This window comes from Pseudoalteromonas pernae (assembly GCF_039831865.1).
GTDB lineage: Bacteria > Pseudomonadota > Gammaproteobacteria > Enterobacterales > Alteromonadaceae > Pseudoalteromonas > Pseudoalteromonas pernae.
The window spans coordinates 64,276-78,839 of sequence record NZ_JBDODM010000009.1; the positions used below are offsets into that span (position 1 = coordinate 64,276).

Genomic DNA, 14,564 nt, shown 5'->3' on the forward strand with positions numbered 1-14,564 from the left:
TGATGGGAATGTGGGAATTAGTAGTCGTTATGATTGTCGGGCTAATTGTTCTTGGCCCAGAAAGACTACCGGTCGCAGTACGCACAGTGAGTGGCTGGATAAAAAGCATAAAAAGCATGGCCAACCACATTTCCGCTGAGGTCAGTGAAGAACTTCGTATTCACGAACTGCATCAAAACCTCAAAAAAGCTGAACAACAAAACATGGACAACTTGCCAAGCGAGCTACAAGACTCAGTCAAGGAGCTTGAAAAGGCCGCTCAGTCCGTGACTCGCAGTTACGAGAAATCAACGCAGCAAAGCAGTAATAATAAAGATGAGTGAAGCACAAACAAGTGGCTTTATTGCCCATTTGGTTGAACTACGCAACCGCCTAGTTCGCGCCCTTTTATCGGTCTTGGTGATTTTTATCGCGCTGGTTTACTTTGCCAACGATATTTACGCCTTTGTCGCTGCGCCGCTGCTGGACCATCTACCTGAAAACAGCCAGATGATTGCCACAGATGTTACTGCGCCATTCTTCACGCCGTTTAAACTCACCATGTTTGTGTCGTTATTCGCAGCCATTCCGTTTATTTTGCATCAAGTTTGGTCATTCGTAGCGCCTGGTTTGTACAAGCATGAAAAGCGCATGCTAGTGCCGGTGTTACTTTCAAGTGTGCTCTTGTTCTACGGTGGTATCGCATTTTGTTACTTTGTAGTGTTGCCGATTGTGCTTGGCTTCTTTACCGGTATTGGCCCAGAAGTCATGACCTTGACGCCAGATATCAGCAGCTACCTAGGCTTTGCTTTAAAGCTATTCTTTGCATTCGGCGTGGCATTTGAAATTCCAGTGGCCATCATGCTGTTGTGCTGGAGTGGCGCAACGAGCACAGAGAGCTTGAAGCAAAAACGCCCTTACATTGTTGTCGGGGCATTCGTAGTTGCCATGTTCCTCACACCACCAGACGTACTCTCGCAAACCTTGCTCGCACTACCAATGCTGTTATTATTTGAGCTTGGCCTCATCATGGCCGCATTTTATAGCGCGAAACCATCACAGGAAGAAAAACAATGAAGAAATATCTCGTGCCTGCCTCGCTAGCTTTGTTAAGCACTACCCTAACAACACCCGCGGTGGCGTTTGAAGGAATGAACGAGCAAGCATTAAAAGCCTGTAGTTTTATCGAAAACGACTTCCGCCGCCTATTGTGTTACGACAACGTTGTGGCTGGTAAACCAATCGACGCGGCTCGCGAAAAACCAAGTAAATCCAACGCGCCAGCCACTGCAGCTGCCGTAGGCACAAGTGCTGCGAGCGTTGCAAATCAAAATGCAAAAAGTAAAGAAGAGTTCGGCCTAGAGCACAAAATCAAAGCAGAAGAAGAAGCAAAAGATCTTATTGCCGGTGTAACCAAAATCAGTGAAGCACCATACGGTGAACTGATTATCACTCTAGACAATGGTCAGGTATGGCGCCAAATTGGCACTGAATCTTTCAACCTTAGCAAGAACGATGAAGTGGTGATCAGTCGTGCCATGTTCAACTCATTCTTGTTGAAAAAGGCCGGCACCAACAAAACGATTCGTGTTAAACGCACTAACTAGTTTTCGATGATCGACGCGGGCGTAAATCTAACCAGCAGCCAATTCCATGTTGATGCCGATGACGTAGTCGCCCGAGCGCGCGAAGCAGGCATCACATCGATGATGGTGATTGGCTGTGATGAGCAAGACAGCATCGAAGCCCTCGCGCTCGCAAAACGCTATCAATACGTGAGTTGTGCAGGCATTCACCCGCATAATGCTAAAGATGCCAGTGCCGAACTGGAATCAAACTTACGTCAGTTAGCAAGTGAAAACGAAGTCGTCGCTATCGGCGAATGTGGCTTAGACTACAACCGTGACTTTTCACCAAGGCCTCAACAGCGTGAAATCTTCGCCCGCCAATTAGCGCTCGCCAACGAGCTCAACCTCCCTGTGTATTTGCACGAACGAGATGCCCATGAAGACATGCTGGCAATCCTCAAAGAATACCAACCAAAGGGTGTGTTGCACTGTTTCACTGGCACCAAAGCACAAGCCGAAAACTACCTAGATTTAGGTTTGTATCTCGGCGTAACCGGTTGGGTGTGCGATGAACGCCGATCTCAAGATTTAAACGACGCGTTGAACGTGATAAGTCTGGATCGCGTGCTCATTGAAACCGACGCGCCCTACTTACTGCCGCGCACTATTCGCCCTAAGCCTAAATCGCGTCGCTGTGAACCTATGCACCTTGCCTATGTGGTTACACACCTCAGTGCACACTATGGCGTCAGTGAATCAGAAGTCAGCAAGACAACTACCCAAAACTTCCGCACTCTGTTTAACCTGTAGGTCGCATTTCCTTATTGCGCGGTATCAACAAATTCGCATTTTCTCTAAGCATCCCGTGCCATTAACTGGTAATATTTGAGCGTTCACAAGCACATAATCTAAGTTCCAGGAGAACACTATGCCTCAATCAGGTTTGGATCTGTTTCCATACACGCGCATGCGTCGATTACGTAAAAACGATTTCTCTCGCCGCTTAACTCAAGAGCACGAATTAAGTGTTAACGACCTGATTTATCCTGTGTTTGTACTTGAGGGTAAGAATCGCCGTGAAGCTGTAGAATCTATGCCAGGGGTTGAGCGCTTATCCATCGATTTACTAGTAGAGGAAGCCAAAGAGCTGGCTGCGCTCGGTGTGCCTGCCATCGCTATTTTTCCAGTGACCCCCGCTGACAAAAAGTCGCTACTTGCAGAAGAAGCATACAGCCCAGAAGGTCTGGCGCAACGCACCGTGCGTGCAATTAAAGCTGAAGTTCCTGAGCTCGGCGTGATCACCGATGTGGCACTAGACCCATTCACAGTCCACGGACAAGACGGCATCATCGATGATAACGGTTATGTCATCAATGATGTGACTACCGAAATCCTCGTGAAGCAAGCGCTATCGCATGCTGAAGCAGGCGCGGATGTTGTTGCTCCATCCGATATGATGGATGGTCGCATCGGCGCGATCCGTGATGCCTTAGAAGAATGCGGATTTATTCACACACAAATCATGGCTTACTCAGCTAAATACGCATCAAGCTACTACGGTCCTTTCCGTGACGCAGTGGGCTCTGCTGGCAACCTTAAAGGCGCAGATAAAAAAACCTACCAAATGAACCCAGCCAACTCAGATGAAGCACTCCGTGAAGTTGCACTGGATCTGCAAGAAGGCGCAGATATGGTTATGGTTAAGCCGGGCATGCCTTATCTAGACATTGTTCGTCGCGTGAAAGACGAATTTGCAGTACCGACATTCGCGTACCAGGTCAGTGGTGAATATGCCATGCATATGGCGGCTATCAACAATGGTTGGTTAGCAGAGCGTGAAACGGTGATGGAATCACTCCTGGCATTCAAACGCGCCGGAGCAGACGGTATTTTGACTTACTTTGCAAAAAAGGCCGCTATCTGGCTCAACGAAAAGTGATATTAATGGCGATACACACTGTATCGCCATTTTTTTTGGTACATATAAAACTTTTTAGTTAACAAAGTGAAACTTTTGTGTAACCTTGCGCCCGTACAATAAGTACCCCTTAAAGGGTTAGACTAACTAGAAACACGGGATTCTTACGCATGAAAAACACTCTCACTCCTATAGCACTCGCTATGGCGTCAGCGTTGGCCGCAATGCCAACATATGCTGATATTATTATTTCCGAATACATGGAAGGCGGCAGCAATAACAAAGCGCTCGAATTTTATAATCCGACAGACAGCACGATTGAACTGAGCGACTATAACGTTGCTTTTTACTTCAATGGTAAAACAACTGTTGGTACACAATTTAATCTTGAAGGTGTCATTGCACCGAAATCAACACATGTTGTTGCGCAAAAACTGGCTTATGCAGACACCTTGAGTGCAGCTAACCAAACCAATAGCAGCAGCTGGTATAACGGCGATGACGCGATTGTTTTAAGCAAACAAGGCACTATCATCGACAGCATCGGCCAAGTTGGCTTTGATCCTGGCTCACGCTGGGGCTCAGGTGACATTGCGACACAAGATAAAACACTTCGCCGTATCAGTACCAGTGCACCACGCACCGATATTTTCGCAAGCTATGACCCAAGCGAATACTTCACCGGCGCAGCAAAAGATGATGCCAGTGATTTAGGTAAATACCTAGGCGGAACAGGCCCGGTTGATCCAAACCCTGAACCAGAATTAGACATGACCTGTGGTGCAGATGCGACTGCAATCAACACCATTCAAGGTGCTGGCGCACAAAGCCCATTAAAAGACCAACAAGTCGTTGTTGAGGCAGTGGTCAGTGCAGATTTCCAAAATGCTGACCAGCTAAAAGGCTTTTTCTTATCATCTTTAGTGGCTGATGCTGACCCTATGACATCTGAAGGTGTTTTTGTATATAACACCAGCTTTGATGTGAACGTGGGCGACGTTGTGCGTTTAACAGCCACTGTGGATGAATACTACGACGCAACGCAACTGAAAAACGTTTCTGCACTGGTTCACTGTGGCACAGACAGCGTTACTAGCACGGAGCTAACTCTGCCACTGGCGAGCAACGATGATTTAGAAGCCTACGAAGGTATGCTTGTGCACGTGACTCAGCCTTTGTATGTTGTCGATAGCTACAACATGGCACGCTACGGCGAAGTGGGTGTGGCAACCGAGCGTCTTTACCAAGGTACACAAGTTGCTTCACCAGGTGACGCCGCCAATGCGCTTGAACAAGAAAACCAGCTTAAACAGCTACTTATTGATGATGGTTCAACACGACAAAACCCAGAAGTAGTGCCATACCCAGCAGGTGGTCTTGATGCTTACAACACGCTGCGCCTAGGCGACAGTGTGTCAGGATTAACGGGTGTACTGGGTTACAGCTTCAATCAATATCGTTTGCACCCAACGCAAACACCGCAATTTATTGCTGATAACCCTCGTACTGATGCTCCTGAGCTAGTCGAACAAGGTGATATCAAGGTAGCTAGCTTCAACGTATTGAACTACTTCAACGGTGATGGCCAACAAGGCGGCTTCCCGACCTCTCGTGGTGCAGATAGCCTAGAAGAATTCATTCGCCAAGAGCAAAAAATCGTCAGTGCAATCACCGCGCTGGATGCTGACATCATTGGTTTAATGGAAATCGAAAACGACGGTTTTGGGGAGTTCAGTGCTGTTGCTTCATTGGTAACCGCTCTTAATGATGCAAGTACCGAAGGTGAATATGCATTCGTTGATTTTGGCACCGCACAAGTAGGCACCGATCAAATCACTACTGCGCTTATTTACCGCAGTGACCGCGTTGTAGAAAAAGGCACTGCCAGCATTAACGACCAAGGTGCTCTCTCTTACGGCAACCGCGCAGGTATCGCACAAAGTTTCCAACACAAAGACACTAAGGAAATCCTGACCGTTGCAGTAGCCCACCTTAAATCGAAAGGCGGCTGTGGCAGTGCACAGGGAATGGATGCCGACCAAAATGACGGCCAAGCGTGTTACAACGCTACCCGTGTTGCCGGCGCCACTGAGTTTGTAAGCTGGTTATCTAGCAAACCAACTGGCGTTAATGACGACGACATCATCATCGTGGGTGACATGAATGCCTACGCTATGGAAGACCCAATTACAGCATTCGCTAACGCAGGTTTTGCTAATGTGATCCCAACATTAGACGGTGATACTTTAGGTTATTCATACAACTTCCAAGGTCGTATGGGTAGCTTGGACCACGCCATTGCATCAGCGCCACTCATGGACAAAGTCGCGGCAGCCACAGACTGGCACATCAACGCCGACGAGCCTCGCGTGCTTGATTACAACGTTGAATTTAAGTCACAAACTCAACAAGCTAGCTGGTACGCAGACAACGCGTATCGCGCATCAGATCACGACCCTGTGATCGTTGCCATTAACGCGGCAAAGCCCATTGCTGAAAGGTCTGGTGAATACGCCAACATCACCGGCTGGTTCTGGCCGAAGAACTACACCATCGACATTCCAGAAGGTTTCGATTACCTCGACATCGAACTAACAGGCGGTTGGGGTGATGCAAACTTGTATGTCAGCCACCAGCGCCGCCCTTCTATTTTCAAAAATGACTGCGCATCAACAAGTGCAGGTGCAAACGAGGTTTGCCAGTTTGAAAAACCAGAAGGTGGTAAATGGAAAATCCGCCTACTTGGCACCACTCCTTACGGTGACGTAACTCTCAGCTACCGCGCTGTTAAATTCTAATCGCGCTAATACGCTAAGAACTAAAAAGGGCAGATTTCATATCTGCCCTTTTTATTTTTTAAAATACGGTTTTTCTTTAACTTACCATGTTTATGGATGAAGAGGGTCGCTTTTCACATCGGCATTTTGTCGCGTTGGCGACGACAAGTTAGAGGAAATGCGCGCCCATTTCCTCTAACCCGTCGTCGGCGGTCCGAAAACCTAATACAACTCCAAAATCCTATCCCTTTCCCCATTTTCGATTATGATTTGCAACCCTTTCTCAAACAACTTCTGCAACCGCGCTCCATCTGGATGCTCTCGCGAAAATGCCAAATAAATATCCGTGCCCTCATTAAGAAAGGCAATTTGAATGTTGTCAGGTATTTCATCAGCACGGCGTAAGTAATTAGCCGCCTTAATAAAGATAATCGCGCCGTCAAGACGACCTAGCTCTAAGCGCTTAACATTGGGTAAATCGGCATTTGCTTCGGCGGCTATCACCTTGCCCGTCTCCAGCATTTCGAGGTAATGCTGACCATAACCGTATTCCCGCACTACGCCGATCAACTCTCCGTTGAGTTGATCGCGATTGAGTGCAGCAAGCGGCCAACGGGTGTTGTGATAATACGCGGAATAGGCTTTATACAAAGGAGTGTTACCCAGCAAATACTTACTCTGTGATTCGCTGTCTATCGGCACATTAAAGCCAGCCACATAGCTCCCGGCATCCAAATATCGTAGCACGCGGGCGTAGGGATAAACGTGAAACTCAACGCTGACATCAACGGCATCGAAGGCCGCAATAATCAAATCATTAGCCATACCCGTACCATCGGCATTGGCGTAGGGCGTCCATGCATCTTCGGCGGCGATAACCACATGCTCGGTTTGCGCCACGCTGACTGTGCTGAAAAGCAGCAATAAAAATGGGGCAAAAATACGTTTAATCATTACAGGCTTGTTTGAATAGCTAAGTAATGAGTATAGGAAGACGGCGTGTAATTTAACAAACTACACGCGTTATTCTTTGAACTAGTGGTGATGACCACCTAGGGCATGACCATCGCTGCTGTAAAAGCCGGATGCACCATGCTCAATAAAGCCTTGATTGATCATTTTCGATAAGAAAGCATCTTGCTCATTGTCACCCACATCGGCGTAATCCGTGCTTTGGTAGCGGTCCCACAGGGCAAACTGACGCTCAATTAGTTGTGGTGTTAATTGATAGCTTTGCAGCTTTAACGTGCTCAGCACTTGCCACTCGCCCACGTCGTTTTGCTCACTAATAATCATGGTTTTAACTAGCTGCAATTCTGGCAACCACGTGACTGCGAGTTTTTGAGTCCCTGAGGCGTGTTCAAAATACTGCTCACGTTCACACCCTTGACCTTGTTCACGCACAGGCGTCTGTAGTAAGTTATCACTGACTAACTGGTATTTTTGCGCCCACTCAACATTGCCGCTGTTACTTCTCAACTCACCCGGTTGATACTCAATTGCACGTTGATATTGTTCAAAATATCGCACTGGTCGCATTTGCCCTGTACTGAGCTGTTGCCACTTATCAACAACGCCTGATTGCATCGACTGGTGCGCGACTTCTGCATTCAAACGCCACAATCCAAATTGCTGGGTGTCACCTTGTTTTTGCTGTTGCTGGTAATTGGCTTTGATCACGTGCGCATTAACATCGCATTGCTCAATCGTTTGTTGCTGCGCAACTGCAGTGGTCGACAACAAAGCGCTCATCGCTGTGGCAGCCACCACTGTAAGTGCAAGATACTTCATCATTCATCCTTACAAAAAGAGGGCCAAGTGCCAAGCACTCGGCCCGTTGTTACCTTACTTAGCTAGTTTAGCTTCAGCTTTCGCTACAAGGTCGGCTGCATAGTTCATTACATGGAAAATGTAGCTTTGCTCGTTGGTGCCTGTCACTAGGTGCGCACCAGGGCCTTGAGCGTAAATCCCCACATCTTCACCAGCGTGTGTCTCTGAGCTCATCGGTACTAATGCTTCTTGGTGGAAGCCTGGTGTTGTAGTATCAACATTCGTTAAATCTACGCGACCGGTCACGATATCACCGTTGTAGCCTGCATCAGCATCCGTTTCGGCGCCTAGGTCTTTGAAGCCATTACCATTGGTATAACCAACTGTGGTGTATGGCATGCCATCTGCTGCCAGTGTGGGTGTTTCACTCCCCACAGCAACTACTTTACCTAAGATTGGGTTACCTCGTTTTGGATAGCCTGCAATCGTAAATACGTGACTGTGGTCTGCTGTCACAATGATTAACGTCTCTTCTGGGTTGGTGCTATCCATAGCTGCTTGCACTGCATCAGCAAAAGCAACGGTGTCATGCAATGCGTTATAAGCATTACCGGCGTGATGCGCATGGTCGATTCGACCCGCTTCCACAGTTAAGAAGAAGCCTTCACCATTATTATCAAGAATGTCGATTGCTTTGGTCGTCATTTCAGCCAGTGAAGGCTCACCTGCTACATCGTTTGCACGGTCTTGCTCATATTGCATATGTGACTCGTTAAACAAACCGAATACGCGCTCAGTCGTTGCCGCATCGATAGCGTCAAAGCCTGCTTGGTCCATAACGTATTTACCCGTTGGGTAAGCTTCTTGCCATTTTGCCGTTAAGTCGATGCCATCCGTACGGTCACCTTCAGTGCTACTAACCGCGTCAGCACTGTTAAACGCAGGGTCTTTTGGCAAGAAGTGACGACGACCGCCGCCCATCACGACTTCGATACCATCAACATCCACATCAAAACGTGTTTCAAGGTTTTGCTCGAAGTTAACCAGTTGCATAGCGATGTCTTCACAACCCTGTGTTACTGCGTCGCTTGGCATATCAGATACATCTTCCCAGTTACGATCCGCAGATTTTGCATAAGTCGCCGCAGGGGTTGCGTGAGTGATACGCGCTGTTGATATCACGCCTGTTGATTTACCTGCTATTTCAGCAAGCTCCAAGGCGGTCACGAGTTCATTGCCAGACACAGTAGCACAGTTACCGCGCTCTACACCTTCAGCTACACCAATCACACCTACGTCAGTTTTTACGCCTGACGCCATTGCCGTCATTGTGCCCGCTGAGTCTGGTGTTTGTGCATCTACGTTGTAGGTTTTTGAAAAACCGGAGAATGGCATTTTCTCAAAGCTTAACTGGTGCTCCTCGCCTGCTTTGCCTTCAAGCTGACCTGCAAGAATACGCGCAGCAGTCACCGTTGAAATACCCATACCGTCACCGACAAATAAGATCACGTTTTTCGCTTTTGGTGCTGTGGTCATGGCCGCTTCTGAACGAGCCTGCGCCACCGTCACTTTTTCTTGAGCATCTGCAAACCAAGGGTTCTGCGTAAGGTGCGCTAATTCTGTTTCGTCTAGCGCTGTTTTTACAGCGTTACAGGTTGTTTTGGACGCATCCACTTCACCACTATCAAGCTGACCATTGCCGTTATCATCGGCACCAACTTGGAGCAACAAGCCGCCGTTAATACATTGACTATCACCCACTGCGATAGCTGTTTCTAGTGTCAGTGTTTTTGGTGCATCATCATCTGAGCAACCAGCGAGTGCAGCGACAACTGCTAGAGAAAGTAAACTTAACTTTTTCATCGAACTTATTCCTATTGCTTAGTTAGCTCAAGTGCTGAATCTATGATGTGGAAAACCATGCTTTGCTCTACCACGCCCTGCGCAAGGTGAGCGCTTGGGCCCATTGCATGGAGCGAAATATCTTCGCCAGCGTGCGTTTCTGAGCTAAGTGGGATGGTTGCTTCTTGGTGGAAGCCAGGAGCTGTGGTGTCGATACCACTGATGTTTTGACGACCCGCCATTGCGCCTTCGCTATAACTGGCATCGGCATCGGTTTCAGCGCCAAGGTTACGGAAACCAAGACCGTTGGCATAACCCACTGTTGTGTATGGTTGACCATCCGCTGCAAGCGAAGGTGTTGTACTGCCTACAGCAACTACTTGACCAAGAATTGGGTTACCGCGTTTTGGATAACCTGCAATCGTAAACACGTGACTATGGTCCGCGGTTACAAGGATCAGTGTTTCTTCAGGGTCGGTGTTATCCACTGCCATTTGCACTGCTTTTGCCAACTCTATGGTGTCGTTTAGGGCGTTGTATGCGTTACCTGCGTGGTGTGCATGGTCGATACGGCCTGATTCAACGGTTAAGAAGAAGCCTTTGTCGTTGTTGTCGAGGATGTCGATGGCCTTTTGCGTCATTTCAGAAAGCGAAGGCTCACCAGCAATATCGTTGCCACGGTCTGCTTCGTATTGCATGTGCGATTCATTGAATAAGGCAAATACGCGCTCCGCATTAGCATCTAATGCTTCAAAACCCGCTCTATCCCACACATATACGCCGTTTTCATACTGTTGCTGCCATTGCGCTGTTAGGTCTACGCCGTCTGTGCGGTCACCTTCAACTGAGCTCACGGCATCGTCAGTGTTATAAGCTTCATCTTTAGGTAGGAAATGACGACGACCTCCGCCCATAACGACTTCGATACCATCAACATCAGTACCAAGGAAACGAGCTTCTAGGTTGGCTTCAAAATTAACCAGCTGACTGGCAATGTCTTGGCAACCCGCTTCTACCGCTGCAGCTGGCATATCAGATACATCTTCCCAATTTCGATCCGCTGATTTTGCATAGGTAGCTGCAGGTGTAGCGTGGGTAATACGCGCCGTTGAAATAACACCCGTGCTCAAACCGCGAATTTCAGCTAATTCCAATGCTGTGACTAGCTCATTGCCTGCGACTGTTGAGCAATCTCCGCGCTCTACGTTTTCATCCACACCGATCACGCCAACATCTGTTTTTACACCCGACGCCATCGCCGTCATAGTGCCTGCAGAGTCTGGGGTTTGTGCATCTACGTTATAGGTTTTTACTTGCGCAGAATAAGGAAATTGCTCAAAGCTCAATAAACCTTCTTCACCCAGTTGGCCATTATTCTGACCTTGCAAAATACGCGCGGCTGTCAGTGTAGAAACACCCATGCCGTCACCGACGAATAAGATTACGTTCTTTGCTTTTGTTTTCTTCTCAGTCGTTGCTAGTTGTTGTTTTGCAGTCACTTTATCTTGGTCTGCTTGGTACCACTGACTATTAACTTGCGCTGCTGGTAAAACACCTGCAAACGCTTGGCTAGATAGTGCCAGAGCCACTGACGTAGCAAGAGCTAACTTTGTCACTTTCATGATTTGTTCCCGAGTAGTAGTTGGTGAGCACTTCACATTTATTGGCGTTGAAGGCTGCTGTGTTAGCAAGGTCGCATCCTTGCTGCAGGCGTTACTTTAGGTGAGGAATGTTGCTAAAAAATAAAGGTTTGTTGACTATGCGGTGATAGAAATATGACAGCTTTAAGACTTGATACTTGAGGTTTCATGAATTGCAGGCATAAAAAAACCCAAGCTATTAGCTTGGGTTTTTCTTTAAAAAAGAACTAATTACTTAGCTGCTTTTTTCGCTTTTTCAGCTGCAATTACTTCTTCCGCTACATTGTTCGGACAAGGTGAGTAGTGCGAGAACTCCATAGAGAACTGACCACGACCTGAAGTAATTGTACGTAGGTGGCCGATGTAACCGAACATTTCTGATAGTGGTACTTCACCCTTGATGCGAACGCCCATAGCGCCTGCTTCTTGGTCTTTGATCATACCACGACGACGGTTAAGGTCACCGATTACGTCACCCACGTTGTCTTCCGGAGTGAACACGTCAACTTTCATGATTGGCTCAAGAAGCTGCGGGCCCGCTTTAGGGATAGACTGACGGAATGCACCTTTCGCTGCGATTTCGAACGCGATAGCTGATGAGTCAACTGCGTGGAAACCACCGTCGAATAGTTCAACTTCAACGTCTAGTACTGGGAAGCCTGCAAGTACACCTTCCTGCATCATTGACGCGAAACCTTTCTCAACTGCTGGCCAGAATTCCTTAGGAACGTTACCACCAACTACTGATGAAGTGAACGTGAAGCCTGAGTTTTGCTCACCTGGCTTGATGCGGTAATCGATCTTACCGAACTGACCAGAACCACCAGACTGCTTCTTATGCGTGTAGCTATCTTCAACTTCTTGAGTGATAGTTTCACGGTAAGCAACCTGAGGCTGACCAACGATTAGGTCTACGCCGTAAGTACGCTTAAGGATATCAACTTTGATATCTAGGTGTAGCTCACCCATACCTTTAAGGATGGTTTCGCCTGAATCTTCGTCAGTTTCAACTTGGAATGAAGGATCTTCTGCAACCATTTTACCGATAGCAACACCCATCTTCTCGTTACCGCCTTTGTCCTTAGGAGCAACAGCGATTGAGATTACTGGATCAGGGAAGATCATCGCTTCAAGCGTACATTCGTGCTTAGGATCACATAGAGTGTGACCTGTTTGAACGTTCTTCATACCTACAACAGCGATGATGTCACCCGCTTGCGCTTCGGTAAGTTCAGTACGCTCGTCCGCTTGCATCTCAACCATACGGCCGATACGCTCAGTTTTACCCGTAGCAGAGTTAAGGATTGTGTCACCCTTCTTCATGCGGCCTGAGTAAATACGGATGAACGTAAGTGCACCGAAACGGTCGTCCATGATTTTGAACGCTAGCGCTTTAAGTGGCTCGTCTGCAGAAACAGTTGCTACTTCACCAGTAGGCTCACCTGTTTCAGGATCAGTTAGCGGCTGAGGGTCAACTTCTGTAGGAGCTGGTAGGTAATCTACAACAGCGTCTAGTACTAGCTGCATACCTTTGTTTTTGAATGCAGAACCACAGTACGTTGGGAAGAAAGCAAGATCACGAGTACCTTTACGGATACACGCTTTGATTTGCTCTAGTGAAGGCATTTCACCTTCCATGTACGCTTCCATTAGGTCATCGTCTTGCTCAACAGCAGTCTCGATTAGCATCTCATGGTATTCTTCAACTTTGTCTACCATGTCTGCTGGAACGTCTTGTACTTCGTAGTTCTCAGGAAGACCTGTCTCGTCCCAAACGTACGCTTTCTTCTCTAGTACGTCTACAACACCACAGAACTGATCTTCGATACCGATAGGAAGAGTCATAACTAGAGGGTTAGCACCTAGTACTTTCTCTACTTGACCAACTACGCGGTAGAAGTCTGCACCCATACGGTCTAGTTTGTTTACGAAGATAACACGTGCTACTTCTGATTCGTTCGCATAACGCCAGTTAGTTTCTGACTGCGGCTCAACACCACCAGAACCACAGAATACGCCGATACCACCGTCAAGTACTTTTAATGAACGGTATACTTCAACTGTGAAGTCAACGTGTCCAGGAGTGTCGATTACGTTAAGGCGGTGACCTTTCCACTCACACGTTACAGCAGCTGACTGGATTGTGATACCACGCTCAGCTTCCTGCTCCATGAAGTCAGTTGTTGACTCACCGTCGTGTACTTCACCAGTTTTGTGGATTTTACCGGTGAGCTTAAGGATACGCTCAGTGGTGGTAGTTTTACCCGCATCAACGTGCGCGAAAATACCAATGTTTCTGTATTTGGATAAATCTGCCATTTCTATACTCTGATTGGTCGAAAAATTATTCGGCGGGAGTATATCACCTCTTGTGGCGAACATCATCATAGAAACCGCTTAAAATGCAATCAAATTTAGAAATATCGAGTGCAGGAGATAATTTACCCTAACTAATTCGTCCCCAACTCGCCTACGCGCGTGAATTGATTGGCGATCCAAGGCTTCACCTTGTGCGATCCTTTGTTATCTTTCTTCCTAAACGGCCCCATACTCTGCTCCAGCCCAGTGGCTAAAGGATCTTAAATGTGCAAATTACATGTTAAATGACTCGGACTGAGGGGCTTAAAAATACGCTTGGAATTAAAGGGGCAAATTAACTGGGGTATGTGAGTCAAATTAGCGCTGAGATAAAGAAAATGCATGCCGTGGCGATGACCGTAGGTCGAACAATGATAATTCTGGAGAATATTGTGAAAAATCACTAAGAATTGGTTGCGGGAGCCGGATGTGAACGCGACACGCCGTGGCGACGACCGTAGGTCGAACAATGATAATTCTGGGGAATATTGTGAAAAATCACTAAGAATTGGTTGCAGGAGCCGGATGTGAACGCGACACGCCGTGGCGACGACCGTAGGTCGAACAATGATAATTCTGAGGAATATTGTGAAAAATCACTAAGAATTGGTTGCGGGAGCCGGATGTGAACGCGACACGCCGTGGCGACGACCGTAGGTCGAACAATGATAATTCTGGGGAATATTGTGAAAAATCACTAAGAATTGGTTGC

11 protein-coding genes are annotated in these 14,564 nt (G+C 47.5%); 6 read left to right on the plus strand and 5 right to left on the minus strand.

Annotated features, from left to right (window positions below; all coding sequences use genetic code 11):
• The first annotated feature begins 2 nt into the window (after nt 1–2).
• The 6 genes from tatB to V1358_RS17190 all read left to right on the plus strand — a co-directional run bounded on the left by tatB (nt 3) and on the right by V1358_RS17190 (nt 6,263).
• Nucleotides 3–323: a Sec-independent protein translocase protein TatB gene (tatB, locus tag V1358_RS17165; RefSeq protein ID WP_347391936.1), complete on the plus strand. Its 321-nt coding sequence runs from the start codon at nt 3–5 to the stop codon at nt 321–323.
• Nucleotides 316–1,056 carry a twin-arginine translocase subunit TatC gene (gene tatC, locus V1358_RS17170; protein WP_347391935.1) on the plus strand — a complete coding sequence of 247 codons (741 nt, stop codon included), beginning with the start codon at nt 316–318 and terminating at the stop codon, nt 1,054–1,056. The genes tatB and tatC overlap by 8 nt, the downstream gene beginning before the upstream one ends.
• The gene (locus V1358_RS17175) at nt 1,053–1,586 is read left to right on the plus strand and encodes a hypothetical protein (protein WP_347394313.1); all 534 of its coding nucleotides are present in this window, start codon (nt 1,053–1,055) and stop codon (nt 1,584–1,586) included. Before tatC ends, V1358_RS17175 begins: the two co-directional genes overlap by 4 nt.
• Nucleotides 1,587–1,592: 6 nt before the next feature.
• Nucleotides 1,593–2,357: a TatD family hydrolase gene (locus V1358_RS17180; protein WP_347394314.1), complete on the plus strand. Its 765-nt coding sequence runs from the start codon at nt 1,593–1,595 to the stop codon at nt 2,355–2,357.
• A 118-nt stretch (nt 2,358–2,475) separates the two neighbouring features.
• Nucleotides 2,476–3,486: a porphobilinogen synthase gene (hemB, locus tag V1358_RS17185; protein ID WP_347391932.1), complete on the plus strand. Its 1,011-nt coding sequence runs from the start codon at nt 2,476–2,478 to the stop codon at nt 3,484–3,486.
• 149 nt (nt 3,487–3,635) lie between these two features.
• Nucleotides 3,636–6,263, plus strand: a complete 2,628-nt coding sequence (locus V1358_RS17190; protein WP_347394315.1) for an ExeM/NucH family extracellular endonuclease — start codon at nt 3,636–3,638, stop codon at nt 6,261–6,263.
• A gap of 201 nt (nt 6,264–6,464) precedes the next feature.
• Here V1358_RS17190 and V1358_RS17195 read toward each other — a convergent pair whose 3' ends face one another.
• The 5 genes from V1358_RS17195 to fusA all read right to left on the minus strand — a co-directional run bounded on the left by V1358_RS17195 (nt 6,465) and on the right by fusA (nt 13,813).
• Complete coding sequence (locus tag V1358_RS17195) at nt 6,465–7,196, minus strand: substrate-binding periplasmic protein (protein WP_347394316.1); 732 nt, start codon at nt 7,194–7,196, stop codon at nt 6,465–6,467.
• 81 nt (nt 7,197–7,277) lie between these two features.
• Entirely contained in the window at nt 7,278–8,036 is a 759-nt protein-coding gene (locus V1358_RS17200; protein WP_347394317.1) for a hypothetical protein, read from the minus strand.
• A 51-nt stretch (nt 8,037–8,087) separates the two neighbouring features.
• Complete coding sequence (locus V1358_RS17205; RefSeq protein WP_347394318.1) at nt 8,088–9,875, minus strand: alkaline phosphatase; 1,788 nt, start codon at nt 9,873–9,875, stop codon at nt 8,088–8,090.
• 11 nt (nt 9,876–9,886) lie between these two features.
• Complete coding sequence (locus V1358_RS17210; RefSeq protein WP_347391927.1) at nt 9,887–11,476, minus strand: alkaline phosphatase; 1,590 nt, start codon at nt 11,474–11,476, stop codon at nt 9,887–9,889.
• A 249-nt stretch (nt 11,477–11,725) separates the two neighbouring features.
• Entirely contained in the window at nt 11,726–13,813 is a 2,088-nt protein-coding gene (gene fusA, locus V1358_RS17215; RefSeq protein WP_347394319.1) for an elongation factor G, read from the minus strand.
• Between the last annotated feature and the right edge of the window lie 751 nt (nt 13,814–14,564).

Coding starts and splice junctions, on each gene's coding strand:
- V1358_RS17180 (WP_347394314.1), top strand. CDS start 1,593: ATGATCGACGCGGGCGTAAATCTAACCAGCAGCCAATTCCATGTTGAT.
- V1358_RS17200 (WP_347394317.1), bottom strand. CDS start 8,036: ATGATGAAGTATCTTGCACTTACAGTGGTGGCTGCCACAGCGATGAGC.
- fusA (WP_347394319.1), bottom strand. CDS start 13,813: ATGGCAGATTTATCCAAATACAGAAACATTGGTATTTTCGCGCACGTT.
- V1358_RS17190 (WP_347394315.1), top strand. CDS start 3,636: ATGAAAAACACTCTCACTCCTATAGCACTCGCTATGGCGTCAGCGTTG.
- V1358_RS17210 (WP_347391927.1), bottom strand. CDS start 11,476: ATGAAAGTGACAAAGTTAGCTCTTGCTACGTCAGTGGCTCTGGCACTA.
- V1358_RS17175 (WP_347394313.1), top strand. CDS start 1,053: ATGAAGAAATATCTCGTGCCTGCCTCGCTAGCTTTGTTAAGCACTACC.
- hemB (WP_347391932.1), top strand. CDS start 2,476: ATGCCTCAATCAGGTTTGGATCTGTTTCCATACACGCGCATGCGTCGA.
- V1358_RS17195 (WP_347394316.1), bottom strand. CDS start 7,196: ATGATTAAACGTATTTTTGCCCCATTTTTATTGCTGCTTTTCAGCACA.
- tatC (WP_347391935.1), top strand. CDS start 316: ATGAGTGAAGCACAAACAAGTGGCTTTATTGCCCATTTGGTTGAACTA.
- V1358_RS17205 (WP_347394318.1), bottom strand. CDS start 9,875: ATGAAAAAGTTAAGTTTACTTTCTCTAGCAGTTGTCGCTGCACTCGCT.
- tatB (WP_347391936.1), top strand. CDS start 3: ATGGGAATGTGGGAATTAGTAGTCGTTATGATTGTCGGGCTAATTGTT.